This window comes from Kosakonia sp. MH5 (assembly GCF_009935945.1).
GTDB lineage: Bacteria > Pseudomonadota > Gammaproteobacteria > Enterobacterales > Enterobacteriaceae > Kosakonia > Kosakonia radicincitans.
The window spans coordinates 256,189-281,365 of the sequence record NZ_QODH01000001.1; the positions used below are offsets into that span (position 1 = coordinate 256,189).

Sequence of the window (25,177 nt, forward strand, 5' to 3'; positions counted from 1 at the left end):
ACAGGAAAAGACAATGGAACAAGAAATTCTCGCGCTGTTTGAAAAGATTCTGTCCCGCAAGGTGGGCTTTCATGATGAGCTGATCGAGTCCGATATTCTCGACTCCATTCTCGCGGTAGATATGGTTCTGGAAGTGCAGGACGTTTACGGCTGCATGATCCCGCCGACGGAAGTCGCCAGCGTGCTGAAAACGCCCGCCGATTTAGCACGTTACGTTGAAGAGCACCGCGGCTAATCACACGGGCTTTATGATATTCAAAAGCTCCAGGCATTATCGCCAGGAGCTTTTTTTCGTCTTAACAACGAAAAAACGCCCCTCTGTCATCATCGTTTCACACTGCTCACGTAGTTAATATTGTCGCTCATCTTTGTACTGAGACGAAGTGACCATGACGGCGTCACTTTTTCTATACTTGCGATTCCGCACATCCTGTAAAAATTTACCAACATTCGCCCGGTGCGAAATGTTGGCATTTTCCAACGCAAAAACCCGCTATCAATCATAAAAAATCTGTATAAATCAAATTAGAGAGATATTTAATCTAAATAATGAGTAAAAAACACCCTCCTGCCATCAGAATCGTCTCCAGCGATAACTTGATCAAAGACGGATACACGCTCATAACAGATAGGACGGAGCAGATTTTTTATCCCGTTGGTTTGCGACGCTAAAAGTGGAAAAACTGATAGCTGTAATGTTCCCACAGATTAAGAAAGGACGGCATGCCATGAATATATTCGATCACTATCGCCAGCGTTATGAAGCTGCCAAGGACGAAGAGTTCACTTTGCAGGAGTTTCTTGCTATCTGTAAGCAAGATCGTAGTGCCTATGCTAACGCCGCTGAAAGGCTGCTGATGGCTATAGGTGAACCTGTGATGGTAGACACCGCCCAGGAGCCACGGCTTTCCCGTCTCTTTTCGAACCGGGTCATTGGACGCTACCCGGCATTTGAAGAATTCTATGGCATGGAAGAGGCAATAGAACAGATTGTCTCGTACCTCAAACATGCCGCTCAGGGTCTGGAAGAGAAGAAGCAGATTCTCTATTTACTCGGTCCGGTGGGCGGCGGGAAATCGTCGCTGGCTGAACGGCTGAAATCCTTAATGCAACGGGTGCCGATTTACGTGCTGAGCGCCAATGGCGAACGCAGCCCGGTAAACGACCATCCTTTGTGCCTGTTTAACCCGCAGGAAGATGCGCAGATCCTTGAGAAAGAGTACAACGTTCCGCGTCGCTATCTCGGCACCATCATGTCGCCGTGGGCCGCCAAACGTCTGCACGAATTCGGCGGCGACATCAGCAAATTCCGTGTGGTCAAAGTATGGCCGTCGATTCTGGAACAGATCGCCATCGCCAAAACTGAACCGGGTGATGAAAACAACCAGGACATCTCCGCGCTGGTGGGTAAAGTGGATATCCGCAAGCTGGAAAACCACGCGCAAAACGATCCGGATGCTTACGGTTATTCCGGCGCGCTGTGCCGGGCAAACCAGGGGGTCATGGAATTCGTCGAAATGTTCAAAGCACCGATCAAGGTGCTGCACCCACTGCTGACCGCCACGCAGGAGGGGAACTATAACGGTACGGAAGGCATATCCGCCCTGCCGTTTAACGGCATTATCCTCGCCCACTCGAACGAATCAGAATGGGTGCAGTTCCGTAACAACAAAAACAACGAAGCATTTCTTGACCGTGTTTACATCGTCAAGGTGCCTTATTGCCTGCGCATCTCGGAAGAGATGAAAATTTACGAAAAACTGCTCAATCACAGTGAGCTGTCCCATGCGCCATGCGCGCCGGGCACGCTGGAAACACTGGCGCGTTTCTCGATCCTGTCGCGTCTGAAAGAGCCGGAAAACTCGAGCATCTACTCGAAAATGCGGGTCTACGATGGTGAAAGCCTGAAAGATACCGATCCGAAAGCCAAATCATACCAGGAGTATCGCGACTACGCCGGGGTCGATGAAGGGATGAACGGTCTGTCGACGCGTTTCGCCTTTAAGATCCTCTCCCGCGTGTTTAACTTCGATCATGTGGAAGTGGCGGCCAACCCGGTGCATCTGTTCTACGTACTGGAGCAGCAAATTGAGCGCGAGCAGTTCCCGCAAGAGCTGGCCGAGCGTTACCTGGAGTTCCTGAAAGGCTATCTGATCCCGAAATACGCCGAGTTTATCGGCAAAGAGATCCAGACGGCGTACCTGGAATCCTACTCCGAATATGGGCAGAACATTTTCGACCGTTATGTCACTTATGCGGATTTCTGGATCCAGGATCAGGAGTATCGCGACCCGGATACCGGCCAGTTGTTTGACCGTGAATCCCTGAACGCGGAACTGGAAAAAATCGAGAAACCGGCAGGGATCAGCAACCCGAAAGATTTCCGTAACGAAATCGTCAATTTTGTGTTGCGCGCCCGCGCCAACAACAACGGCCGCAACCCGAACTGGACCAGTTACGAAAAACTGCGCACGGTCATCGAGAAGAAAATGTTCTCGAATACCGAAGAGCTTTTGCCGGTCATTTCGTTTAATGCCAAAACCTCAACCGACGAGCAGAAAAAGCATGACGACTTTGTCGATCGTATGATGGAAAAAGGCTACACCCGCAAGCAGGTTCGCCTGCTCTGCGAATGGTATCTGCGTGTTCGTAAATCATCATAACAACGATCGGGCCGCGCCCTGCGCGCGGCCTGTTGCAAAGTTGGCATTCGCAGCGGGAGGCACTAATGACCTGGTTCATTGACCGACGTCTGAACGGCAAAAACAAAAGCACGGTTAACCGCCAGCGATTTTTACGCCGTTATAAAGCACAAATAAAACAGTCGATTTCCGAAGCCATTAACAAACGCTCGGTGACCGACGTGGAGAACGGCGAGTCTGTCTCCATCCCAACGGAAGATATCAGCGAACCGATGTTTCATCAGGGGCGCGGCGGCTTACGTCATCGCGTGCATCCGGGAAACGATCATTTTGTGCAAAACGACCGTATCGAACGCCCACAAGGCGGCGGTGGCGGTTCCGGTAGCGGCCAGGGTGAAGCCAGCCCTGACGGCGAAGGCCAGGATGAATTCGTCTTCCAGATCTCCAAAGATGAGTATCTCGATCTGCTGTTTGAGGACCTGGCGCTGCCGAACCTGAAACAAAACCAGCAACGGCAGCTTAATGAATTTAAAACGCACCGCGCTGGCTACACCTCCAACGGTGTACCGGCGAATATCAGCGTCGTGCGATCGCTGCAAAATTCGCTCGCCCGTCGAACCGCGATGACTGCCGGTAAACGCCGTGAATTGCGCGAACTGGAAAATAGTCTCGAAACGGTGGAGAAAAGCGAACCGGCACAGTTACTTGAAGAGGAGCGTTTACGTAAAGAGATTGCGGAGCTGCGCGCAAAAATCGAGCGTGTGCCGTTTATCGACACCTTTGATTTACGGTACAAAAACTACGAAAAACGCCCGGAACCTTCCAGTCAGGCGGTGATGTTTTGCCTGATGGACGTCTCCGGCTCGATGGATCAGGCCACCAAAGATATGGCCAAACGTTTTTACATCCTGCTCTATCTGTTCCTGAGCCGGACCTATAAAAACGTCGAAGTGGTCTATATCCGCCATCATACGCAGGCAAAAGAAGTGGATGAGCATGAGTTCTTCTACTCGCAGGAAACGGGCGGCACTATCGTTTCCAGCGCCCTGAAACTGATGGATGAAGTGGTCAAAGAGCGTTACGACCCGGCACAGTGGAACATCTATGCTGCGCAGGCGTCGGACGGCGATAACTGGGCGGACGACTCACCGCTGTGTCACGAAATCCTGGCGAAGAAAATCCTGCCAGTGGTGCGTTACTACAGCTACATTGAGATCACCCGCCGGGCGCACCAGACGCTGTGGCGCGAGTACGAACATCTGCAAACGATGTTCGATAACTTCGCCATCCAGCATATCCGCGATCAGGAAGATATCTACCCGGTATTTCGTGAACTGTTTCACAAGCAAACGGCAACATCAGGGAATTAACCACACATATCAGCCAGTCAGGCCCGCCCGGCTGGCTGATTCTCCTCAGGCGCGTTCTTTCCCGCAAACCCTTCTGATTCCGCTTGCGCGGAGCTAATCCACGAATTGCCCTACAAAAGCGCGGCTATTTCACCCCTTGTGAGCAAAGAAATGTGGCACATTTTACGCACGACAAATCGTGGCGTTCTCTTTCGTCGCGAAAGACAAATTGACAGGAACCGTGCGCATGATCGACCTTGAGGACTTAAAAGTATTTGTACAGAACCCTGAAATAAAAGGGATTATTGATACCGTCTGGGACGATCTGGGAGAAGCCTTCGTGCAAGCACAGGCCATCCTGCCCGCTGAAAAAGCGATGCCGCGCCGGGAACTCTCTTTTCACGACCACGTTAAGCTGCTCGGTTATCTCTGCTGGTTAGTGAATAATGCCAACGCCGCTGGCGATATTATTGAAATCGGCGTCTGGAAAGGCAAATCCAGCGCCTTTATGAACGCCCTCTGCCAGGGTAACCGCCGCATTATCAGCATCGACCCGATGGAATTGACGAACCAGCCTCTGGAACTGGGTTTCTACCACGAGCATATTTTCCCGGAAGTCACGCTGATACGCGGCTATTCGCAGCACAGTATTGAACGGGTAATGGCGCTGGCGCCGAAAACCATTCTGCTGCATATTGACGGCGGCCACCTGAAAGAGCACGTTCTTACCGATTTCCTGCTGTATGCGCCAACCGTGGTCAGCGGTGGATTTATTGTGTTCGATGATTATCGCGACTTCATCTACTCTCCGGAAGTCGGACCCGCAGTTGACCTGCTGCGCGCAGGCGGCTTCTTTAACGGATTCGACGTTATTGGTAGCGTTCCGGGCTTTGAAAACAGCTACCTTTTGCAAAAAAAATAAACAGTACACACAAAGCGTTGTTTGTAGTGCTTGTATTTTTTCGCCGCCCTTCAGGGCGGCTTTTTTATTCTCATCGTCCGGCGGGTGGATTATGCTTTCACTCTTACTGTTTGTTATTGGGAGAGATCATGTCTGAGATTGCCAGCCGCGACGTCCATCAACATCTGTTGACCCTGCTGGAACAGCAGCAAGCACGTTTTCAGGTAGTCGAGCACGACGCCGTCGGTAAATGCGAAGCGGTCAGTGAAATTCGCGGCACCGCCCTGGGTCAGGGCGCTAAAGCGCTGGTGTGCAAAATTAAAGGTAACGGTGTGAAAAAGCATGTGCTGGCGATCCTGGCCGCCGACCTGCAAGCCGATCTCAGCCGTCTGGCGCACCATTTTGGTGGTCTGAAAGCCTCGCTGGCCAGTCCGCTGGAGGTGGAACAGCTCACCGCCTGCGTCTTCGGCGCGATTCCGCCGTTTAGCTTTCATCCGGATCTGCATCTGGTGGCCGACCCGGTGCTGTTTCAGCGCTTTGACGATATCGCCTTCAACGCCGGTCTGCTGGAAAAATCAGTGATTATGGATACACAAGATTACCTGCGCATTGCGCAGCCGGAAATTGTCGATTTCCGCCGTCTGTCCGCGTAATGGGCCGGTTACCACTCCGAGCGTTCCAGTATTAACACGCAGATCACCAGCCCAACGGCCAGCGTCGTAAACAGTGTGGTAAGAATATAGATATCTGATGGCATGATGGCGACTCGCAATTGCCTGAAATTTCACCAGGCGATGCGCTATTGATAAGCGCCGAACATGACTGATTCATGACAGATTGCCAGAACTTGCGTAAAAAATCGCCACAAGTTCTGGCAACTGCCCGAAATTAGCCGTACGAAAGAAAAAGCCTGCCTCATCATCCATTTATGCGTAGAGTGAACAGGCTTCTTTTTTTGGCAAGGAACCTCTGCATGTTTGATAGCACGCTGTTTATTTTGCTCGCGCTCGCCGCGCTGGGATTTGTCAGCCACAACACCACTGTCGCCGTTTCCATTCTGGTGCTGATTATTGTCCGCATCACGCCGCTGAACACCTTCTTTCCGTGGATAGAAAAACAGGGACTGACGGTGGGGATTATTATTCTGACGATTGGCGTGATGGCGCCGATTGCCAGCGGCTCGCTGCCGCCGTCCACCCTGTTGCACTCCTTCGTCAACTGGAAGTCGCTGGTGGCCATTGCGGTGGGTATTTTTGTCTCGTGGCTCGGCGGGCGCGGCGTGACATTAATGAGTACGCAGCCGTCGCTGGTGGCAGGGCTGCTGGTCGGCACCGTGCTGGGTGTGGCCCTGTTCCGGGGCGTTCCGGTCGGGCCACTGATTGCTGCCGGGCTGGTGTCGCTGCTAATTGGTCGGCAGTGAATAACGACGCTGGTGGCGTTTGACGGCAAACTCCAGCGCGCTGCACAGCAGGTAGTAGACCAGACCGGTAAAGATAAACAACGCCGCAGGATAGACCTGCACCCGGTTATTCACCTGCCCGGCTACGGTGGTCAGCTCCGGCACGTTGACGATAAATGCCAGCGAGGTGTCCTTCAGCAGCGCGACCAGCAACCCCACGTATGAGGGCAGCGCATTGCGTAACGCTTGTGGCAGCAGTACCAGCCGCAGGGTTTGCGCGCTGCTAAAACCACTGCTCAGCGCCGCTTCGTACTGGCCGTCTGGCAACGCGCCCAGCGCCGCCAGCGTCGAATACATTACCGATGCCGAGGTAAACCACGCCAGCGCCAGCGTTACGGTCACCGCGCCGGGCAGATCCGTTCCTGTCAGCCACGGCAGTAAAAACCACAGCCAGAAAATCACGAAGATCAGCGGAATGCCGCGGATAATCTCTGCCCACAGAAACAGTGCCCTGCGCGGCCAGCCGCGAAAGCGCCAGGCGCAACAGGCCAGCAGCACGCCGCTGGGAAAGGCCAGCGCCGCCGCGCCAAAGGTCATCAGCAATGAGAGCAATACCCCGCCCGGTTCGCCCTGGGCTGCTCGCCCCCACAACAGATAATCGAGGTTATCGGTGATAACCGTAACGTTAGCGATCACGCTGACCTCCCGCCGCGCGGCGTAAAATCCGCCAGCTTTGCGCCCCATTGAACAGCACGCTCATCACCAGCCCCAGCAGCAGATAGAGCGCGCTGCCAATGGCAAACGCTTCCAGCGCATGCGCGTTGTAACTTTCGATCTGTCGGGTCTGGTAGGTCAGTTCGCCAAGGCCAATCCCGGTGGCCAGCGAGGAGAGTTTCATCAGGTTGAGATATTGCCCCACCACCGGTTGCCAGGCATTGTGCAACCCCTGCGGCAACAGCACCCAGCGAAACAGCGCCAGCGGGCTGAACCCTTGCGACTCGGCCGCTTCAATTTGCCCGCGCGGTACCGCGTGTAGCCCGGCCTGAATCTCTTCCACCAGAAATGCGGCGGTAAACAGCCCTAAGGCCCAGGCGGAGGAGAGAAATTCCGGGGTAAACCACCAGACATTACCCGGCAGAATGCTGAATGCATGGTCGTCATTGACGTACTGGCGAAAACTCAGCGGCAGCAGGTTCCAGGCGGCGAAATACCAGAACAGTAACTGCACCAGCAAAGGCGTGTTGCGAAACAGCGAAACCCACACCGCCACCGCTCCACGTCCCACTTTGCCACCGGTCAACCGCAACGCCAGCAGCAGTACCGTCTGCGCCGTCGCCAGCAACATACCGGCGATAGTGACCCAAATGGTGGTGAGAAAACCGGAGACGATCCATTGCGCGGGCTGCCCGGTCAGCACGCCCGCCCAGTCGAGATGCAGCGCCATCACAACTCCTTGTTATCCGCGTGCAGCGGGTTGAGCACTTTTTGCAGGAAACGCTGCGCTCGGGGGTGTTGCGGCGCGGAGAAGAACTGTGCCGGTGCCGCCTGTTCCAGGATCTCGCCGCCGTCGATAAAGATCACCCGATCGGCAATTTCACGGGCAAACTGCATCTCGTGGGTAACAACAATCAGCGTGATGCCACTGTGCGCCAGCGATTTCATCACCTGCAACACCTCGCCAATCATCTCTGGATCCAGCGCCGAGGTGGGCTCGTCGAACAGAATGATATGCGGATCGGCAGCCAGCGTGCGGGCGATCGCCACCCGCTGCTGCTGCCCGCCGGAGAGCTGCGAGGGAAAGTGATGCGCTTTATCCTGCAACCCCACCCGCGCCAGTAGCGCCAGCGCGATAGCCTGCGCGTCACCGGCACTTTTACCGTGAATGTGCCGCAGCGCCAGCGTGATATTGTCCAGCGCGTTGAGGTGCGCATAGAGATTGAATTGCTGAAAGACGAAACCGACATGGCGACGCAGTTCGCGCAGCGCGCGCCCGGAGAGCGTGCTGGTCGGTTGGCCATCAACCTCAATCTCGCCGCTGCTCAGGGTTTCAAGCTGGTTGATCAGGCGGATCAGGGTCGATTTGCCGGAGCCAGAGGGGCCGCACACGGCCAGCACTTCACCAGCGGCGACCTGTAAATCAATGCCATTCAGCACAACATTATCGCCATAGCGTTTTGTGACGCCGCGAAATGTCACCGTTCCTTTTTGCACGGGAAACGCCTCCGTGGCGGGAGCCACAGAGGCGGAAAACAGACCTGACAGCATATTACTTCGCTTCTATTTTAAAGCTGCGTGGAGCCGGAGTTTTGGTTTGCGGGCCAAACCAGGTATCGTAGATTTTTGCCGCGTCGCCGCTCTTCTCAAGGTTCACCAGTTCATCATTCACCGCTTTCAGCAGCGCGGTTTCACCTTTACCCACCCCAACGCCAATCTCCTCTTTCGACAGCAGATCCGGCAGGATTTTAAATTTCGCTTTATCCGGCGCTTCCGCCAGTAACCCGGCCAGAATGGTGCTGTCTTGTGTAATCGCCTGTACGTTGCCATTACGCAGCGCGGTCAGCGCCAGTGGGATATCGTCATAGGCCAGCACGCGGGATTGCGGGAAGCGCTGGTGCAGCGCCTGCTCTCCGGTAGTGCCTTTCACTGCGCCGATACGCGCTTTGCTGTAGGCATCCAGTTTATCGGCAGCCGTTGCCGGGACGAGGAACTGCTGGCCGGTAACAAAATACGGCGTGGAGAAGTCAATCACCTGCGCGCGTTCCGGGGTGATGGTGATATCTGCAACAATCAGATCCACCTTGCCGGATTGTAACAGCGGAATGCGGTTCGCCGGGTTGGTCGCGACCAGCTCCAGTTTCACCCCAAGGCTTTTCGCCAGCGCTTTAGCAAAATCGACGTCATAACCGACGATATCGTGCGATTTCGGATCAATTGCGCCAAACGGCGGGTTGGCGTCGAAGGTCGCCACTTTGACGACACCAGCGGCTTTGATATCCGCCAGTTTGTCGGCATGCGCAGCAAATGAGAGTGCGGAAAGGAGTGTCAGCGCGCTGAGCGCGGTGATTTTTGTGTGTAATGTAGTTGCCATGCTTATCCTTATGCCCTGTTATTGTGGTGATTTCAGCGCTAAAGTCACATAACCCCATTCATCAGACAAATATCAAAAAGTGCATTGATTATCTGAAAATATTATTAAAAACAGATTCACCATATAAATCCCTTATCCACCATCACTCCACAGAACAAACCTTTTAAGACCTTATAAACACAAGGGAATAGAGAGCAGAAAATATTACTCTGCGCCGAGTGTGGCCAGATAACGCCCCGGCGTCTGACCCAACCCCTTTTTGAACATGGTAATGAATGCCGTGGTCGAGTCGTACCCCAGCGTCTGGGCGGCTTGCTGTACGGACTGGCCGCTAATCAGCAGTTGCAGGGCGAGGATCAACTGCATCTGATGCCGCCAGCGACGAAAACTGAGGCCCGTTTCCCGAACCACCAGCCGCGCCAGGTTACGCTCGCTCATGGCGAAAATCTGTGCCCACTGCGCCAGCGTTTGCCGCTCAGCCGGGCTGGCCTCCATATGATCGACCATCTGGCGGATCTTCAGATGCGCGGAAACAGGAAGCTGCAACTGCATCTGCGGTTGATCCGGCAACTCATCAAACAGCACCTGCACCAGCCGCTGCGTAGCAGGCTGGCGTCGCTGCGTCGGCGTTCGTGCGGCAAGCGTCATAATCAGCTCGCGCACCAGCGGCGAGATCTTCAACGTGCAGCAATGTTCCGGCATCACCACCGACCAGGGTTCGATAAATAAAAAGCAGAGCTGCGCGTTGGGAGTCGCGTGATTACTGTGCGACACCCTACCGGGCAGCCACATGGCATGGTGCGGCGGCACCATCCAGCGTGCATGTTCAACTTCGCAGGTGATGGCCCCTTTCAGCGCCAGAATCAGTTGCCCCTTACGGTGACAATGCGCAGGAATGCGCTGCTCTTCTGCCGCAACGGTGATACGAAAAGCCACCGCCGCTTCCTGCTGGCTGTCGGGATCGTAGCCGCCCAGTCCGAGTCCGTGCATTAAGTTGTCCGAATTTAGCGATAAACTGTCATTTTAGCTTGATTAAAACCAAAGAAAAAACCGCTATCGTAACGCTCTGTTGTTTATCAAGAGAATACAATGACCACTCGCCTTTCTTCCCGTGGGCAACAAGGGGTACTGCTGATTGCCGGTATCCTGATGATTGCGACCACGTTACGCGTCACGTTTACCGGCGCGGCGCCGTTGCTCGATGCCATTCGTGCAGAATATGGTTTAAGTACCGCACAAACCGGCATGCTTACCACGCTGCCGCTGCTGGCATTTGCGCTGATCTCTCCGCTGGCTGCCGGTGTCGCCCGCCGTTTCGGCATGGAGCGCAGTCTGTTTGCCGCTATGGTGCTGATTTGTCTTGGCATCGCCATCCGTTCCCTGCCGTCCTCCACGCTGCTGTTTGCTGGCACAGCGGTGATTGGTTGCGGTATCGCACTCGGCAACGTGCTGTTGCCGGGTATGCTGAAGCGTGACTTCGCCGGGCATGTAGCGAAACTGACTGGCGCCTACTCCCTGACGATGGGCGCGTCTGCGGCGCTTGGCTCCGCACTGGTGGTTCCGCTGGCGCAGAGCGGCGCGGGCTGGCACGGCGCATTGCTGATGCTGATGGTGTTTCCGCTGCTCGCGCTGCTGCTGTGGTTGCCTCATCTGCGTCGCGGTGCACCGGCGCAGATCAGCGCTTCCGGAGCGCTGCACAGCCGGGGGATCTGGCACTCGGCGCTGGCCTGGCAGGTCACGCTATTCCTCGGTATCAACTCGCTGATTTATTACATTATTATTGGCTGGCTGCCGTCGATTCTGCTGACTCAGGGTTTTAGTGAAGCGCAGGCCGGTTCCCTGCACGGTATTTTGCAACTGGCGACTGCCGCGCCAGGCTTACTGGTGCCGGTTTTCCTGCACCGGCTGAAAGATCAGCGCGGCATCGCGGCGCTGGTGGCGCTTCTGTGCGCGGTGGGTTCGCTGGGATTATGGTTGCTGCCAGCACATGCCGTGCTGTGGACGGTTATTTTTGGTTTTGGCTCCGGCGCGACGATGATCCTCGGCCTCACTTTTATCGGCCTGCGCGCCAGTTCCGCACATCAGGCGGCCGCCCTCTCCGGGATGGCGCAGTCGGTCGGTTACCTGCTGGCAGCCTGTGGCCCGCCGTTGATGGGAAAAATTCACGACGCCAGCGGCGACTGGCACCTTCCGTTACTGGCATGTACCGTGCTGGCGGTGGTGATGGCGGTGTGCGGCGCGTTTGCCGGCCGCGAACGGGAAATTATTTCCCGCTAAACCGCGCGCCATCCGGCCGGATACCGGATGGCGCGTAAGAGTTGCATGGCTTATTCGCAGGCAGCGCGCAGCATCGCCTGTACCAGCGGTGAAGGTCGTCCAGCCAGCGCGGCGCGTTCATGCTGAAACAGCGTGGCGACAAAAAACGGATGCGTCACCAGTTCCACCGCGCGGATTTCACCCTCTTCATCCCAACCGGTCACGCGCAGATCGCCGCTCTCCAGTTCGCGGGCAAACTCTGCCGAAATGCCAAAGCTGCAACGGTATGCCTCTTCCACCATTTCACGACCATACGCGCGAGCAATCAGCGTATTCGGTCGCAGTTCGATGGTACCGGTTTGATCCACCAGCGCGCAGGTCAGCGCGGAGATCACCATGCGCCCTTCGTTTTCCGTTTCAGCATGTGCAGCGTCGCTCCAGCCCAGCACATTACGGGCATATTCGATCACCGCATGCTGGAAACCGCCGCAGGTACCGAGGAACGGCACGGCATTTTCTCGCGCATACTGAATGGCAATAAACGCGCCACGGGCATTTTTATAAGGGCTTCCCGGCACCACCCAGATGGCATCGTAGCCGACCAGATCTTCGGCGCTGTTAATTTCGCTGGTCGGTAACCAGTCGTAATCAGCGGTAATTTCCAGTACGGCAGCGGCATCATCAATCGCCAGCGGAATCGCCTGATGAGCAACAATGTCATGGCTGTAATCGCCGACCAGTGCGATACGCAGTGTTTTCTTCGGAGGGATATGATGCATGAATGTGTCCTTATGCCGGGGCAAATAACGAATAACATAAGGAACATCACATTAGCTGTCTTTTACTGGAATCACAACACCTTAAAATTGAGATCATGTATCACGCGGAAAAATGAAATAATCTGTTGCGCAAGAACAAATTATCAGGAGTCACCCGTGCAGCAAACCCGCATCCTCGTGAGCGCCTGCCTTTCCGCACGACAATTACCGGCGCTGATTGCCTGGGTTGAAGAGAGGGAGAGCCATGATCCAATGTAAACGTGTTTATGACGCCGCCAGCGACGACGATGGTTACCGGGTGCTGGTCGACCGGCTCTGGCCGCGCGGCATAAAAAAAGCCGAGCTGCGTTTTGATGAATGGAACAAAACGCTGGCACCCTCAACGGAGCTGCGCAAAGCCTTTCACGGGGAGGTGCTCGATTTTGCCAGCTTCAGCGAAGCCTACCGCAAAGAGCTGGATGCGCAAAAAACGGCAGGTGAACAGCTTGCGGCACGGGGTAAAAAGGAGACTGTTACGCTGTTATACGCGGCGAAAAACAGGGCGCAGAATCATGCCATCGTGCTGGCCGAATGGCTGCGCTCGTTGAGTTAGTCGATCACCCGCTCGCGCAGATCCTGCGGTTCGCTGTCGGGTTGCAACGGCATCAGATGCTCAGCCCGGATAAAAGCAAAGCCCTGCTGACCATCGAAAGCGGTGACATTTCCGGTGACCAGCCACAGCGCCCGGCCGGCGTTGCGCGGCATCTCAGTGATTACACCGTTCACCGGATTTAAAAAACGTTCTCCCGGCTGGCACAGGCCGAACAGTTCAACGGCTTTACCAATATTGCAGCGACCATTGGCGGTCTGGGCGCCAATCACTAAGGCCTGGCTGCCCGCTCGTAGCTGAAACATACTTCTCTGGTACTCTCGCAACAGTAAAAATGAGATTAATCTGAAAGCGAAGTTTACCCTGGGCCGCCCGCTGCTGTCACGATCCGGATTGCGGATGATCGCGACGCCACAGCGTCCATTCATCGATCACCTCACCGTTCGGCAGTTTACACTCGGTACGCACACCCTGCGGACTCTGAACCGGCACCCGCTGACCGCCCTTTTGCTGGCAGTACATCGCCGCCGGATTGGCTTTCCCGATCTGCGGCGGCAGCGGCGCATCGGGTTTCGTTGTGGAGCAAGCGGTCACTAAAAACGGCAGCATCCATAAAACATAACGCATCATTTTTTTCCTTCATCTCAGGCGAAATCGCTCTTCAGCATAGCCTCAAGCCGGAGGTATCTCCATGATTTCTCCATTCTTACTGCACTTTTGGTCATTATAGTGAGTCTCGTTCTCACCCATGACCAAGAGAACATCATTCCGTAATCAATGAGTTTTTGCCCCGCTTCATCAACGGGGCTTTTTTTATTTTCCCCTGCCAGCTTTAGTGGCTACCGCCCCCCGATATATCAAATGTCCGGCTTTCATGATGTAATGTCGCGCAGCCAGGATCTGCAGCATTAACATGCGCGGCTGTGCCTGTGAATGAGGGAATGTATCTGGTGAAAAAAATAAAAAGAAAAAACCCTTTCCCCGTCTCGATTAAGCTTATTGACCCCCATGGATAGCTTGAGAAAAATCTGATTTTCTTCTATCTCTTATACAATTCATTTCTGGCGAATATCGCCGGTGAAGGAGTTTTCGTGAGAAAGACAACCATCATTATGCTGATTGTGGCAATTGTCGCCGTGGCCGGAACGCAATTGGGCTGGTGGTAATTCCAGACATATTGTTATTTCAGCGCAGAACTCAACCAAACGAATGATGGCGTCCTCTGAACAGATTCCTACGGTCTCATTTATTTGGGCAGGAGCTCGCTATGTTCACTGGTCTGAAAAAAAGCGAAAGCAAACGGTTAGCCACTCTGGAGCTGCTGAGCAAGGAGGATAAATCCCGCGATGCAGCACTGGCCGAGTTTGCTCTTCTGGCGTGCGAAGTTATGGGTGTTGAAGGCTGCTTTATCTCTACATTCGATGATGTTTTTCAATATATCAAATATGTTAAAAACATACCGATTGAGCACGTAAAAATACGTATTGAACAGACCATGTGCCAATATTCTTTGCACAGCGGCCAAACGGTAATTAGTTCAGATACCCGCCTTGATGGTCGATTTAATCATCAGCCGCTGGTAAAAAGCGGCGATATTGTTTTTTATGCTTCAGCGCCAATGATAAATAAAGATGGCGTGATCATGGGTACGCTGTGTGCGAGTCATTCCGAAACCTACGTGCCCACGTCCAGCCAGGTTGCCAGCTTTTTGCGCGTTGCCGCCCTCGCTGCCGCGTATCTTGAATCCTTTTATACCGTCGGGTTGGTAGATGCGCTGACCGGTCTGCCTAACCGCCAGTTTCTGATGAAAGAGATGGAGCGGCTGACCAATGAAAAAGTGAGTTCCCCTTACGGGCTGGTGATTTTTGATTGCATCGATATGCCGCGTGCTTACGAGCTCTCTCGCTATCTCGGCCTGGAAGCGGTGGAGAAACTGCTACGCAGCTTCGGCTCGCTGCTGCGTTTACGCCTGAGACTGAAAGAAGAGGTCACGCTGTATGCCTTTACCACCGCGCGTTATGCCGTGCTGGTGGATATCGATTATGCGCTGACGCTGGCAAAACGGGCGGAACGTTTACCCTGTACGCAGGCGAAAGTGGCTGGCGATATCGACATCAACCTGACCCTGCATACCGGCTACGTTAAATTTTCCCCGCAGGAAGACAATGTGCAGGAAGTGGTGCGCCAGGGAATTAGCGCCCTGCATGAGTCCATTCGCCAGGATATTCCGGCGTTGCAGTTCAACCCGATCCTCGACCACAAACGCAATAAAGACTTCAAATTGCTGCACGATCTCAGTGAAGCCATTAAATCTCCGGACCAGTTGTATATGGTCTATCAGCCGAAGATTTCGCTGCGCTCAGGTAAAACCGAAGGCGTCGAAGCGTTACTGCGCTGGAAACACCCGCAGCTGGGGAATATCTCCCCGGCCGTCATAGTGGAGCTGGCAGAAAAAACCACCCTGATGAGCGATCTTACACAGTGGGTGATTAAATCGGTGATCGCGCAGCTAAAAAGCTGGAAACAGCAGGGCGTTTTGCTGCCGGTGTCGATCAACGTTACGGTGAGCGATTTCTCGCGTCCGGGATTTGCCGACGAGCTGGAACGCAACGTGCTCGCTGCCGGGCTTTACACCTCCGATCTGCGTATCGAATGTCTGGAGACAGAAAAAGTGCTGGAAAGCGACCTGGCGCTGGCGGAACTGGACAGGCTTAAACTACTGGGCTTTACCATTCTGCTTGATGACTTTGGCGCCGGTTACAGCAATATCAGTTACTTACGCCGAATTCCGATAGACGTTATCAAGCTCGACCGCTCGCTGGTCAGCCAGGTAACCACCGATACCGGCAGTCGGATTATTGCCCGTAACGTGATTATGATGCTCAAGGAACTGCAGTACGTGGTGCTGGCCGAGGGGATTGAGGATCTCGAAACCGCACGCATGCTGGAAGAGTATGGCTGCGATGTCGCGCAGGGATATCTCTTTTCTCGCCCGCTGACGCCCGAAGAGATCCCGGACTGGCTGGCTGACAGTAAACCCTTTCGTTTGCTGGCGAAAATCAACGCTGGCGAGAATCACCATCAGTACGGTATATAACCACGCACGTTATTTATCAGGCCTGTTGTATTAAGCAGCAGGCCGCGTACTGTCATGAAAATGTCATAAAAAAGATATTATATTCCGCCTCAATAACTTAAGCCAAATACGCTCAATTTCCCTGCAGACAGCCGATTAAAGCCCCGTAAAACCCGGTCGATATTGCTGGCGTGCGCCGGTTCGCGCTCCACTGACAACGGGAAGCAGAAATTCATGAAACTCAACCACCTCACCATCGGGCAGCGCCTCGGTTTTCTTGCGACCATTCTGCTGCTGGCAACGCTGTTTATTGGTATTCGCGGCCTGGCGATTAACGCTGGCGGATTAGTACAAAATCAACGGATCATGACCACGGAAAAGGTCGTTGCCCAGAGTATTGACACCGCCCGCAATGCACAGGTGCAGTTTAAAATTCAGGTGCAGGAGTGGAAAAATACGCTGCTGCGCGGTACACAGGGCCAGCAATCTTTCGACAAATATAAAAACGCGTTTGTAGAACAGAGCCAGAAAACGCAGGCGCTGTTAAAAACCCTGCGCGAATTGCTACCGCAAATCGGCCTTCCCGCAACAGAAGTCACCAATACCATCAACCTGCATGCGGAACTGGAGCAGCATTATCTCTCCGCCTTGCAGCAGTACGCTATACAGGATGCCACCAGCGCCCAACGGGTCGATCATCTGGTCACCGGCATCGATCGCGAGCCTACGCGGATGATCGACGAAGTGGTGGCCTCGACGTTGAAACAGGCGGCGCTTATCCGCGAACAAACTGAGGCCAGTAATTATCAACACTTTTCCCAAACGCGCCTGATGTTACTGCTGGTAATGGCATTGACTTTAGTTGTCGGGCTACTGATCACCTGGTGGCTGATCCGCAGTATCACGCAGCCGCTGGCGCAAGCAGTATCGGTGGCCCGCAACGTTGCCTCCGGCGATCTGCAATCAACGATTGTCCCCGCCGGACGGGATGAAACGGCGGAACTGATGCATGCGTTACTGGAAATGAACGGCAACCTGACGCGTATTGTTACCGGCGTGCGTTCCGGTACCGAAACTATCGCGGGCGCATCGCAGCAGATTGCCAGCGGCAGTCGCGAACTCTCTTCGCGCAATGAAGCGCAGGCCAGCGCGCTGGAACAAACCGCAGCCTCGATGGAGGAGCTGACCGCGGTTGTCAAAAACAACGCCGAAAATTCACGCATCGCCAGCGATATCACTCGCGAAGCGACCCAGGTTGCAAACCAGGGAGGTGAAGTGGTTGAGCGTGTGGTGCAGACCATGAGCGAAATTAATCAGCTTTCGACCGAGATCAGCAGCATTATCGGCGTGATCGACAGCATTGCTTTCCAGACCAATATTCTGGCGCTGAATGCGGCGGTTGAAGCCGCCCGCGCCGGAACAGAAGGCCGGGGTTTCGCTGTCGTCGCCTCAGAAGTTCGCGCACTGGCCCAGCGTTCCGCGACGGCCGCGAAAGAAATTAGCGCCTTGATCCAACGTTCTGTCACGCGTATTGACGAAGGTAACCAACTGGTGAAAAGCGCAGGCAGCGCCATGGACGACATCATGCAGAGCGTGGCGCACGTCAGCAAACTGGTAGAGACCATTTCGCTGGCGAGTAACGAACAGAGCGTGGGAATCGATCAGGTGCATGTCGCCATTACTCGTATGGATGCGGCGACGCAGCAAAATGCAACGCTGTCGCAGGAATCATCGGCGGCGGCGCATGCCATGCAGCAGCAGGCGGAAAACCTGCTGGAGATGGTGCAAATCTTCAAACTCCGGACAAACAATAAGATGGTTTAATGAATCTGGCTGCTACGGCGTCACATTCCGCAGCAGCATGTGGCTATCAAACGATAGCGCAGCACCAGTAATCATCAAATTCATTAATCTTTCCACAGAAAAATTTGCGTTGGCTCACAATCGGGTTACAGGTTATAAAGTGCGCACGTGACGGATATACGCTTTAACAATCTCAAAAAAACATTCGCTGGCAGTTTTGGTGTCGAAACTGCCGCATTTTATTGCTCTCCCCCCTGCTTCAAGCAGCCAATGAAAACAGGAACTTTTTTCTCTGCAATTAATTCTCCGCAACTAAGATATATCGCATAAGAAACAGCGAATTAATTCAGTGCGTACGCAAAAGCATGCTAATGGCATCCTGTTCAGATAATCCATAGCCTTTCACAGAGACCTCCATCGCTTCATTCTGAGTCTGGTTAAACAGCGTCTCATTGCCGTTAGTGTGCAGGTTTCCAGAAACGATATCTCCCATCTCAACATCATAATTTCCCAGCAGCTCTGCGATGGCGAACTCGCCTTTATCGTCGCGAATCACAAGAAAGCCAATGCGGTGCTCGTGGTGAACGACAGTACCTTTCATAAGAACAATCCTTTCGCAGTAAGAGAGTTTCAGCGTAGCTGAATCCAGCCCGCCAGGAAACGATCTGGCGCGTATTTGGCGCACCGTAGCAACAGGTTTATGATCCCGACCACAACTCTTATTCACGTATTTATAGTCTCAGCGGAAACATTATCCCTGCAGCTTCAACAATAATAAAAACAGCTACACTATGTGTGGTTATGCTTGAATATAAATATACACTTAACTTACTGTTGTGCGCTTTTTAGCTCCTTAAGTAAAATTTCCTTTTATCTCCGGGAAAAAAGATGATGGCTTAAATGAAATTATTTTATGCACTATTTCGCCAGTACGTAAGCAACAGAAAAATATAAAGCACGCAGTACTCCATGCCGTAAATAGATATAAGAAATGCAACATGTTTCAGGCTCGTATCCCTTTTCCTGAGAAGGCTCACTATGCGTAACAATGAACCCGTCACACAGCAAGAATACGTTTTCGACAATGATGCCACTTTAATGTCAACGACCGATCCACAGAGCCATATTAATTATGCTAACGACGCGTTTGTTCAGGTCAGTGGTTTTTCGCTTGAGGAACTAAAAGGTGAGCCGCATAACCTGGTTCGCCATCCCGATATGCCAAAAGAGGCTTTCGCGGACATGTGGGGCACGCTGAAGCAGGGGGAACCGTGGACGGCACTGGTAAAAAACCGCCGTCGTAATGGCGATCACTACTGGGTACGCGCTAACGCTATTCCGGTGGTACGTGAGGGCAGAATCAAAGGTTATATGTCAGTACGTACACGGCCCGCAGCGGAAGAAGTCGCGGCGGCGGAGACACTGTACCGAGAGTTTCGCAACGGCCAGAGCAAAGGCCGACGTTTTCATAAAGGGTTGATTATTCGCACCGGTTTAATGGCGTGGCGCTCGCTGTTCGTCACCCTGCCCCTGCGCTGGCGATTACGCTCAGCGCTAATTATCGCGCTGTTATTCAGCCTTGCTGCCGCCTGGCTGCATGCATTAACGCCAGGGCAAATGGCAAGCTTCTCGGGTTTTATGGCGCTACTGCTGCTGGCTATCGATATCTGGCTTGAGCAGCAAATCGTTCGCCCGGTTGAACATCTGCGGCGCCAGGCGTTGCAGGTTGCCAGTGGTGAAATTCATCAGGTGGAACAGCTCAACCGCGTAGATGAAGTGGGCGTCACGCTACGCGCCATCAACCAGCTTGGCCTGATGTTTCGCTGGCTGGTTAACGACGTCAGCGGCCAGGCAGTGACCGTGCTGAAAGCGTCAGATGCGCTGCGGGCAGGAAATGACTCCTTAAGCCGCCAGACTGAACAGGCGGCGTCAAATGTGCAGCAAACGGCCGCCACCATGAACGAAATGACGGCAACGGTAAGGAGTAACCGCGAAACGGCGGCGGAAGTCACCGCCCTTTCGCAAGGTACGCAGAGCGCGGCGCAGCAAGGCGGACAGGTCATGAATCAGATGATCGAGATGATGTCGGCGATTGCGGACAGCTCGCGGCAAATTGCCAGCATCACCAGCATCATCGACAGTATTGCCTTTCAAACCAATATTCTGGCACTGAACGCCGCGGTAGAGGCTGCACGAGCAGGGGAACAAGGTAAAGGCTTTGCGGTGGTGGCTGGCGAAGTGAGAAGCCTGGCAAGCCGCAGCGCCAGCGCGGCCAGCGAAATCAAAGCACTGATCGAAACCAGTGTGGCGAACGTTGATTCCGGTAGTGCACTGGCCGATAACGCAGGAAAGACGATGAAAGAGATTGTCAGCCAGGTACAGAACGTCACCGCGCTCATTGCGCAAATCAGCGCCGCCACCGCCGAACAGGCGACTGCGCTGGGCGAAGTCAGTGTGGCCGTGGAAGATCTGGACAGGATCACCCATCAGAATGCCGAGCGCGTGCAGGAAGGCGCGGAAGCCTCCGGGCGTATGAATCAGCAGGCCATTCGTTTAGCAGAAGCGATTTCGGTGTTCCAGTAACGATATTTCGTAATAAACCTGGAGGCTGCGCTCATTTTCTCGCCACTGGCAGGCATAGTGTAGGCGTATCTTCCAGGAGGACAGAACCATGAAAAAGTTACTAATATGTTGTCTTTTCGGCAATACCGCCAACGCGCTGGCGAAACGGATGCAAAAGGCAGCCAACGAACATGGCTATCCAATGCTGATTAGTGCCATCGGTCTGGAGAATTTTGCCAGCGTGGCTCCCGCCTTTGACTGTTTTCTGGTCGCGCCGCACATCCAGTACAAACTGGACGAAATTAAGGCCGCCGTGGGTAATGCGCCTGTCGCGATTATCGAAAGCTATCCTTTCGCGTCAATGGATGGTGAAAAAGTGCTGGAGTTTGTCATGGCGAAAATGCCTGTGCCGGCAGAATAAACGCTAAAAAGCCACGGCTGCTGGCGTGGCTTTTCTTTTTATCTCTTCAGGTTATCTCTTCAGGATTGCAACGTTGCCAGACGGGCGGCGAAGCCGACAAAGATTAAACCAATCAGCGAATTTCCCAGACGGGTTAAGCGTTTTTTTGTCTTCACCCACTGTGTCACATACGAGCCTGTCACGATCAGGAAGCTGAAATAGCAGAAGCTGATGATCTCCAGCGTGCTGGCGAGAATAAAAAAGGACACGCCGGGACGGGCATAATGGATATCGATAAACTGCACAAAGAACGAAACATAAAACAGAATCGCTTTCGGGTTGGTCAGGCTCAACACCAGCGAGCGTTTTAAAATATCGCCTTTATGCGCATCATCATCGCTTTGCGGCTGCGTTCGCTGCACAAAGGTACTGTAGAGCATTTTCCCGCCAAGCCAGAGCAAATAAATCGCGCCGAGATAACGCACGATATTGAACAATACCGGTGTCGTTTTAATCAGCGTGGCGACACCAGCGTACGCGAGAAACATCAGCACAGCATCACCAATAAAAACGCCTGCCGCAGCGGTATACCCGTTGCGTAATCCACCGGCGATACTGGTTTTCAGCACAAAAAAGGTGTTCGGACCGGGCACCAGAATGATAAAAATTGCGCCGATAAAATAGGTCCAGTAACTGATAACGCCAAATTCCGCAAACACACTCACTTCCTTAGAGCTAACGCTGCAACCACAATAAAATTCGCGACATATGCTACAAGGGGAGCCGCAGAAACAAAAGCGTTGCGGTTATTTCAGCAAAAAACGGCGTTTCAGGGCTGCGCCTCTTGCGCGATAAGCCTGGGGAAGGTCGTTGAATACCACTCGGGAACCTCTTCAGGAGGCATCGGTCTGGAAAAATAGTAGCCCTGGACCACCGGACACCCGATATGCCGCAGGAGCTGTAACTGTTCGTGGGTTTCAACGCCCTCTGCCACCACCGTCATGCCAAAGCTCTGCCCGATGCTGGTTATCGCCTCCAGCAGCGAACGGCTCCGGTTATCCGTCAGGCAACCATCGACAAAGCTTTTATCAATTTTAATTTCGGTCACCGGCAGCGTGACCAGCCGGGAAAGCCCGGAAAACCCCGTCCCGAAATCATCAACCGACAGACCGACGCCCATATCGCGCAGTGCCTGAAAACGCGTTGATAGCTCATCATCCGGCGCCATGACCATACTTTCGGTAATTTCCAGCGTCAGCATTTCACCGGGGATGGCAAACTCGTTGATCGCTTGCAGTACCTGCACGGGAAGCTGGATATTGTGAAAGTGAATGGCCGACAAATTGACAGAAAGCGCAGGAAAATCCGGCCAGGTTTTGCGCCACTGCGCCAGTTGGCGGCACGCCTCGCGCAACACCCAGACGCCGATATTTTCGATTTCTCCCACCTCTTCCGCCAGCGGTATAAACCGAGCAGGCGGCACATCTCCGTGTTCAGGATCCCACCATCTTGCCAGCGCCTCAAAACCATATAATTGACTCGTGGCGATATTGATCTGCGGCTGAAATACCAGCCGCAGGCGATTTTCCGCAACGGCGCGCTTCAGCGCCGCCCCCAGAAGCAGACGCTCCGTTGCAGCGCGGTTAAGCTCCTCATTGAAGAACTGCCAGCCGTTACCGCCGCTGCGGTAAATATGATCCATGGCGCTGTGCGCAGTGGACAGCAGCCAGTCGCGATCTTTACCTGCTTCATGGCTGATACCGATACTCAGCGTCAATGAAAGCGTCGTGTTATTGAAGCTAATGGGTTCACTAACGGCGTTTTCGAGCGTTTCCACAACTCGTGTCATGCTGCTGACGTCATTTTCGCTATCCACCAGCACAAACTGTTGCCCCTCTATTTTGCTCAGATACTGACCCGTTCCGAGGTTATTGTGCAGACGGTTAGCCACGATTGAGAGGATCTGCTCAGCGGCGCTATACCCTTGCGCATCAATGACGTCCTGGAAATGATCAACCGTCATCATCAACACCACCGGCGCTTTCGTCTCCGCTGTCGCCAGTTGTTGATCGAGATGCTCTTGCAGATGACTGCGGTTAGGCAGCCCGGTTAGCGGATCGAATTTAATCAGATGTTCAATCTGCTGGCGGCTGTTTTCCTGCTCCAGTACCAGCGCGGCCAGGTGCTGGCTAATATCGGCGACACGCTCAGTAAAGGCTCTGTTTTCCTTGCCTGCCACGGTGTCGATCGCCAGGATGCCTGCGGCAACGCCGTCACGACGGCGAATCGTCACCGCGCGCGACATGACTCCCGGGCTGTCGAGTTTTTCGGCGCTGGACGCCCAGTGTTGCGGAACATTATTTTGCAGGGTTTTCAGAGAAGCGTGTGCCTGTCCCAGCACGGCGACGATATTACGGCAGATGATTTCGCCCATTTCAGCGATCGGCAGGTTGCTGCGCATCGCGGAAAGCAACGCTCGTTCAAGTTCGCGGATCTTGCGATCTTCAGTGATATCAGAAAAGGTCATCACCAGATTCTGCAACTGACCATTTTTGGCAAGAACCGGGCTGAGGGTGGCGCTGAACCAGACGTTTTCGCCAGTGCTGGCAAGCGCCTGAAACTCATTCTGGTCACGCTCGTTCTTGCGCAACAGGTTTTGCAGACGCTGCCGGTTATCCGGCGGAGCATCGGGAATGTTGAGTATGTTATCCAGGCGTTTCCCTGCCGCCTGGCTTACGCTCAGGCCAAACGCCTCCGTAAAAGCCCGGTTCGCCTGAACAATACGCCGTCCGGTATCCAGCACGATCACCGGTTTGCTGATATGGTCAACAGCCAGCAGCAGCAAACGCGTCTGTTCCCGCTGTTCCACCTCCAGAGTGGCGTCACGCGCCAGCGCGAGGTAACAGACTTTTCCTGCGTTCACGACCCGGGAAAGGGAAAAGCGCGTCCAGATCCTCTTGCCGTCCTTTCGCTCCAGTTGCAATTCCCGGCTCATCCCTTCAACGCGTGAATCTCCGCCCTCGCGATGATGGCGAATAAAGCCAGGATGCGCGGCCTTCAGGTCATGCGGAATCAGAATGGAGACACTTTGTCCGAGCACATCGTCACGGCTGTAGCCCCACAGTCTTTCTGCCGCGCGATTGTAAAACATCACCCTGTCTTGCTCATCAATCAACACGGCAGCCATCATATTCTGCTCAAGAGCAGCAAACAGAATATCTTCCCCCTGCCATGGCGGCACCGCCGGTTTCCTGTACTGGTGCATTCGTTTTTTCAAATGATTAAACATGCGGCTTCCCACTGTTCAACACCGTTATACCTGCGGTGAAGAAAGATATGTACGAACCGGCATCATCAACCAGTTACAGTCACTGCGCTTCCAGGCTATTTCGACATATTTCCGGACTGTACTGGCGTAAGCCTTCCTGGTGAACAAGCACAAAGGGGCCTTCGCTTTCGCTACTCAGTTCAGTGTATGCCATTCGATCGTGCCAATAGTGGCCCGGCACGGGCAAAATCAGATATTGCACTCTCTTTTTTTAATCATGTGGTTGGCAAACGCTGCGCTTTCACGATCGGCGAGAGGGGATGCTGCACGGCGGCTTTATCCACCAAAATAGTAATAATTTGAAGAAGCTACATTCTCTGAAGCTACAGGTGATAAATGGAAGATATTCTCAGAATATCGGGGCTGATTCTCGATGCATTCCAGTTTGTGATTAATGACGAAAACTTTAAAAAGAAAAAAACCGTACAGCCCACCTGATCTCCACCCAAAATTCCCGCTCAGAATCGACCATAAAACCGTGAGTCCTGAAAAGGACTCACGGTGATATACAGCAAATGCCGCGACTGTTTTTCACCCATTGCGCGCAGAAATAGCGCGGAATAACCGATCGCTATCCCACAAAATACCTTCTGCCCTTCCCCTCTCACTTTCATTGTTGATTACTGGTGTTTTATACAGTATAAATACTGCGCTATTAATTCACACACAGGAATGGTTAATGTTCGTTGAACTGGTCTATGACAAACGCAATGTTGAAGGGCTTTCCGGCGCCAGGGAAATTATCCTTGAGGAACTTACCCGGCGTGTTCACCGTCTGTTTCCTGATGCCGATGTCCGGGTAAAACCCATGCAGGCCAACGGGCTGAACAGCGATGCCAGTAAAAACGACCGGGAAAAGCTGAACCGGATGCTCGAGGAAATGTTTGAAGAAGCGGATATGTGGCTGGTGGCGGAGTAAGGCAGTGCCATCGTGGATGACGCCCTCTGAATTTGCGCCGAAATCTGCCGGCTGCCAGAACGTGCAGCCGGGCTGAAATCGGTAAT

General features: G+C 53.7%; 24 protein-coding genes. 13 read left to right on the forward strand and 11 right to left on the reverse strand.

Annotated features, from left to right (window positions below):
- Positions 1 to 13: 13 nt before the first annotated feature.
- From DK872_RS01275 to DK872_RS01300, 6 genes are all read left to right on the forward strand, one after another.
- Positions 14 to 235, forward strand: a complete 222-nt coding sequence (locus DK872_RS01275) for an acyl carrier protein (protein WP_035886147.1) — start codon at positions 14 to 16, stop codon at positions 233 to 235.
- Positions 236 to 728: 493 nt separating this feature from the next.
- The gene (gene yeaG, locus DK872_RS01280; protein ID WP_007374587.1) at positions 729 to 2,663 is read left to right on the forward strand and encodes a protein kinase YeaG; all 1,935 of its coding nucleotides are present in this window, start codon (positions 729 to 731) and stop codon (positions 2,661 to 2,663) included.
- A 65-nt stretch (positions 2,664 to 2,728) separates the two neighbouring features.
- The gene (locus DK872_RS01285; protein WP_007374586.1) at positions 2,729 to 4,012 is read left to right on the forward strand and encodes a YeaH/YhbH family protein; all 1,284 of its coding nucleotides are present in this window, start codon (positions 2,729 to 2,731) and stop codon (positions 4,010 to 4,012) included.
- Between the two features lie 226 nt (positions 4,013 to 4,238).
- Complete coding sequence (locus DK872_RS01290) at positions 4,239 to 4,913, forward strand: class I SAM-dependent methyltransferase (RefSeq protein WP_007374585.1); 675 nt, start codon at positions 4,239 to 4,241, stop codon at positions 4,911 to 4,913.
- A gap of 128 nt (positions 4,914 to 5,041) precedes the next feature.
- Complete coding sequence (locus DK872_RS01295; protein WP_007374584.1) at positions 5,042 to 5,545, forward strand: YbaK/prolyl-tRNA synthetase associated domain-containing protein; 504 nt, start codon at positions 5,042 to 5,044, stop codon at positions 5,543 to 5,545.
- Positions 5,546 to 5,865: 320 nt separating this feature from the next.
- The gene (locus DK872_RS01300; protein ID WP_007374583.1) at positions 5,866 to 6,312 is read left to right on the forward strand and encodes a DUF441 domain-containing protein; all 447 of its coding nucleotides are present in this window, start codon (positions 5,866 to 5,868) and stop codon (positions 6,310 to 6,312) included.
- Here DK872_RS01300 and DK872_RS01305 read toward each other — a convergent pair.
- The 5 genes from DK872_RS01305 to DK872_RS01325 form a co-directional block, all read right to left on the reverse strand.
- Positions 6,295 to 6,987, reverse strand: coding sequence for an amino acid ABC transporter permease (locus tag DK872_RS01305; protein ID WP_149288898.1), 693 nt, complete (start codon positions 6,985 to 6,987; stop codon positions 6,295 to 6,297). The genes DK872_RS01300 and DK872_RS01305 overlap by 18 nt on opposite strands.
- Positions 6,977 to 7,735, reverse strand: a complete 759-nt coding sequence (locus DK872_RS01310; protein WP_161517960.1) for an amino acid ABC transporter permease — start codon at positions 7,733 to 7,735, stop codon at positions 6,977 to 6,979. Before DK872_RS01310 ends, DK872_RS01305 begins: the two co-directional genes overlap by 11 nt.
- Entirely contained in the window at positions 7,735 to 8,556 is an 822-nt protein-coding gene (locus DK872_RS01315) for an amino acid ABC transporter ATP-binding protein (RefSeq protein WP_043953808.1), read from the reverse strand. The genes DK872_RS01310 and DK872_RS01315 overlap by 1 nt, the downstream gene beginning before the upstream one ends.
- 1 nt (position 8,557) lies before the next feature.
- Positions 8,558 to 9,379 carry an ABC transporter substrate-binding protein gene (locus tag DK872_RS01320; protein ID WP_071920655.1) on the reverse strand — a complete coding sequence of 274 codons (822 nt, stop codon included), beginning with the start codon at positions 9,377 to 9,379 and terminating at the stop codon, positions 8,558 to 8,560.
- Positions 9,380 to 9,583: 204 nt separating this feature from the next.
- A complete protein-coding gene (locus tag DK872_RS01325) occupies positions 9,584 to 10,369 on the reverse strand; it encodes a helix-turn-helix domain-containing protein (RefSeq protein WP_007374577.1) in 786 nt (261 codons plus the stop codon).
- Positions 10,370 to 10,468: 99 nt separating this feature from the next.
- Between DK872_RS01325 and DK872_RS01330 the strand changes: the two genes are divergently transcribed.
- Positions 10,469 to 11,656, forward strand: a complete 1,188-nt coding sequence (locus tag DK872_RS01330; RefSeq protein WP_035886156.1) for a CynX/NimT family MFS transporter — start codon at positions 10,469 to 10,471, stop codon at positions 11,654 to 11,656.
- Between the two features lie 50 nt (positions 11,657 to 11,706).
- Here the strand turns inward: DK872_RS01330 and DK872_RS01335 are convergent, their stop codons facing one another.
- Positions 11,707 to 12,414 carry a CTP synthase gene (locus tag DK872_RS01335; protein WP_161517962.1) on the reverse strand — a complete coding sequence of 236 codons (708 nt, stop codon included), beginning with the start codon at positions 12,412 to 12,414 and terminating at the stop codon, positions 11,707 to 11,709.
- A 244-nt stretch (positions 12,415 to 12,658) separates the two neighbouring features.
- On the opposite strand from DK872_RS01335, the gene DK872_RS01340 reads away from it, so the two are divergent.
- The gene (locus tag DK872_RS01340; RefSeq protein ID WP_007374574.1) at positions 12,659 to 13,006 is read left to right on the forward strand and encodes a DUF488 domain-containing protein; all 348 of its coding nucleotides are present in this window, start codon (positions 12,659 to 12,661) and stop codon (positions 13,004 to 13,006) included.
- Here the strand turns inward: DK872_RS01340 and DK872_RS01345 are convergent.
- Together DK872_RS01345 and DK872_RS01350 are read right to left on the reverse strand one after the other, a co-directional pair.
- On the reverse strand, positions 13,003 to 13,308 hold the full coding sequence (locus DK872_RS01345; RefSeq protein WP_007374573.1) for a hypothetical protein: 306 nt from the start codon (positions 13,306 to 13,308) through the stop codon (positions 13,003 to 13,005). The two genes, DK872_RS01340 and DK872_RS01345, sit on opposite strands and share 4 nt — an antisense overlap.
- A 76-nt stretch (positions 13,309 to 13,384) precedes the next feature.
- Positions 13,385 to 13,630 (reverse strand): DUF333 domain-containing protein, encoded by a 246-nt coding sequence (locus tag DK872_RS01350; protein ID WP_035943351.1) that lies wholly within the window; start codon positions 13,628 to 13,630, stop codon positions 13,385 to 13,387.
- Positions 13,631 to 14,270: 640 nt separating this feature from the next.
- On the opposite strand from DK872_RS01350, the gene DK872_RS01355 reads away from it, so the two are divergent.
- Both DK872_RS01355 and DK872_RS01360 read left to right on the forward strand, forming a co-directional pair.
- A complete protein-coding gene (locus DK872_RS01355) occupies positions 14,271 to 16,100 on the forward strand; it encodes a sensor domain-containing phosphodiesterase (RefSeq protein WP_072440535.1) in 1,830 nt (609 codons plus the stop codon).
- 213 nt (positions 16,101 to 16,313) lie between these two features.
- The gene (locus DK872_RS01360) at positions 16,314 to 17,903 is read left to right on the forward strand and encodes a methyl-accepting chemotaxis protein (protein WP_071920652.1); all 1,590 of its coding nucleotides are present in this window, start codon (positions 16,314 to 16,316) and stop codon (positions 17,901 to 17,903) included.
- A 325-nt stretch (positions 17,904 to 18,228) separates the two neighbouring features.
- On the opposite strand, the gene DK872_RS01365 is transcribed toward DK872_RS01360, so the two are convergent.
- Entirely contained in the window at positions 18,229 to 18,483 is a 255-nt protein-coding gene (locus DK872_RS01365; RefSeq protein ID WP_007374566.1) for a hypothetical protein, read from the reverse strand.
- Positions 18,484 to 18,920: 437 nt separating this feature from the next.
- Here DK872_RS01365 and DK872_RS01370 point away from each other — a divergent pair, with 437 nt between their 5' ends.
- Together DK872_RS01370 and DK872_RS01375 are read left to right on the forward strand one after the other, a co-directional pair.
- A complete protein-coding gene (locus DK872_RS01370; protein ID WP_007374565.1) occupies positions 18,921 to 20,465 on the forward strand; it encodes a PAS domain-containing methyl-accepting chemotaxis protein in 1,545 nt (514 codons plus the stop codon).
- 88 nt (positions 20,466 to 20,553) lie between these two features.
- Entirely contained in the window at positions 20,554 to 20,865 is a 312-nt protein-coding gene (locus DK872_RS01375) for a PTS sugar transporter subunit IIB (protein WP_071920651.1), read from the forward strand.
- A 59-nt stretch (positions 20,866 to 20,924) separates the two neighbouring features.
- Here the strand turns inward: DK872_RS01375 and leuE are convergent, their stop codons facing one another.
- Positions 20,925 to 21,563, reverse strand: coding sequence for a leucine efflux protein LeuE (gene leuE, locus DK872_RS01380; RefSeq protein ID WP_007374563.1), 639 nt, complete (start codon positions 21,561 to 21,563; stop codon positions 20,925 to 20,927).
- Between the two features lie 110 nt (positions 21,564 to 21,673).
- The gene (gene dosP, locus DK872_RS01385; protein WP_161518145.1) at positions 21,674 to 24,109 is read right to left on the reverse strand and encodes an oxygen-sensing cyclic-di-GMP phosphodiesterase DosP; all 2,436 of its coding nucleotides are present in this window, start codon (positions 24,107 to 24,109) and stop codon (positions 21,674 to 21,676) included.
- Between the two features lie 742 nt (positions 24,110 to 24,851).
- Here dosP and DK872_RS01390 point away from each other — a divergent pair.
- Positions 24,852 to 25,091 (forward strand): DinI family protein, encoded by a 240-nt coding sequence (locus DK872_RS01390; RefSeq protein ID WP_007374560.1) that lies wholly within the window; start codon positions 24,852 to 24,854, stop codon positions 25,089 to 25,091.
- Positions 25,092 to 25,177: the final 86 nt, after the last annotated feature.

What these genes read in the sequence shown, in the direction of transcription:
- DK872_RS01275 (WP_035886147.1), top strand. Translation starts at nt 14, where the DNA reads ATGGAACAAGAAATTCTCGCGCTGTTTGAAAAGATTCTGTCCCGCAAG.
- yeaG (WP_007374587.1), top strand. Translation starts at nt 729, where the DNA reads ATGAATATATTCGATCACTATCGCCAGCGTTATGAAGCTGCCAAGGAC.
- DK872_RS01285 (WP_007374586.1), top strand. Translation starts at nt 2,729, where the DNA reads ATGACCTGGTTCATTGACCGACGTCTGAACGGCAAAAACAAAAGCACG.
- DK872_RS01290 (WP_007374585.1), top strand. Translation starts at nt 4,239, where the DNA reads ATGATCGACCTTGAGGACTTAAAAGTATTTGTACAGAACCCTGAAATA.
- DK872_RS01295 (WP_007374584.1), top strand. Translation starts at nt 5,042, where the DNA reads ATGTCTGAGATTGCCAGCCGCGACGTCCATCAACATCTGTTGACCCTG.
- DK872_RS01300 (WP_007374583.1), top strand. Translation starts at nt 5,866, where the DNA reads ATGTTTGATAGCACGCTGTTTATTTTGCTCGCGCTCGCCGCGCTGGGA.
- DK872_RS01310 (WP_161517960.1), bottom strand. Translation starts at nt 7,735, where the DNA reads ATGGCGCTGCATCTCGACTGGGCGGGCGTGCTGACCGGGCAGCCCGCG.
- DK872_RS01315 (WP_043953808.1), bottom strand. Translation starts at nt 8,556, where the DNA reads ATGCTGTCAGGTCTGTTTTCCGCCTCTGTGGCTCCCGCCACGGAGGCG.
- DK872_RS01320 (WP_071920655.1), bottom strand. Translation starts at nt 9,379, where the DNA reads ATGGCAACTACATTACACACAAAAATCACCGCGCTCAGCGCGCTGACA.
- DK872_RS01325 (WP_007374577.1), bottom strand. Translation starts at nt 10,369, where the DNA reads ATGCACGGACTCGGACTGGGCGGCTACGATCCCGACAGCCAGCAGGAA.
- DK872_RS01330 (WP_035886156.1), top strand. Translation starts at nt 10,469, where the DNA reads ATGACCACTCGCCTTTCTTCCCGTGGGCAACAAGGGGTACTGCTGATT.
- DK872_RS01335 (WP_161517962.1), bottom strand. Translation starts at nt 12,414, where the DNA reads ATGCATCATATCCCTCCGAAGAAAACACTGCGTATCGCACTGGTCGGC.
- DK872_RS01340 (WP_007374574.1), top strand. Translation starts at nt 12,659, where the DNA reads ATGATCCAATGTAAACGTGTTTATGACGCCGCCAGCGACGACGATGGT.
- DK872_RS01345 (WP_007374573.1), bottom strand. Translation starts at nt 13,308, where the DNA reads ATGTTTCAGCTACGAGCGGGCAGCCAGGCCTTAGTGATTGGCGCCCAG.
- DK872_RS01350 (WP_035943351.1), bottom strand. Translation starts at nt 13,630, where the DNA reads ATGCGTTATGTTTTATGGATGCTGCCGTTTTTAGTGACCGCTTGCTCC.
- DK872_RS01355 (WP_072440535.1), top strand. Translation starts at nt 14,271, where the DNA reads ATGTTCACTGGTCTGAAAAAAAGCGAAAGCAAACGGTTAGCCACTCTG.
- DK872_RS01360 (WP_071920652.1), top strand. Translation starts at nt 16,314, where the DNA reads ATGAAACTCAACCACCTCACCATCGGGCAGCGCCTCGGTTTTCTTGCG.
- DK872_RS01365 (WP_007374566.1), bottom strand. Translation starts at nt 18,483, where the DNA reads ATGAAAGGTACTGTCGTTCACCACGAGCACCGCATTGGCTTTCTTGTG.
- DK872_RS01370 (WP_007374565.1), top strand. Translation starts at nt 18,921, where the DNA reads ATGCGTAACAATGAACCCGTCACACAGCAAGAATACGTTTTCGACAAT.
- DK872_RS01375 (WP_071920651.1), top strand. Translation starts at nt 20,554, where the DNA reads ATGAAAAAGTTACTAATATGTTGTCTTTTCGGCAATACCGCCAACGCG.
- dosP (WP_161518145.1), bottom strand. Translation starts at nt 24,109, where the DNA reads ATGCACCAGTACAGGAAACCGGCGGTGCCGCCATGGCAGGGGGAAGAT.
- DK872_RS01390 (WP_007374560.1), top strand. Translation starts at nt 24,852, where the DNA reads ATGTTCGTTGAACTGGTCTATGACAAACGCAATGTTGAAGGGCTTTCC.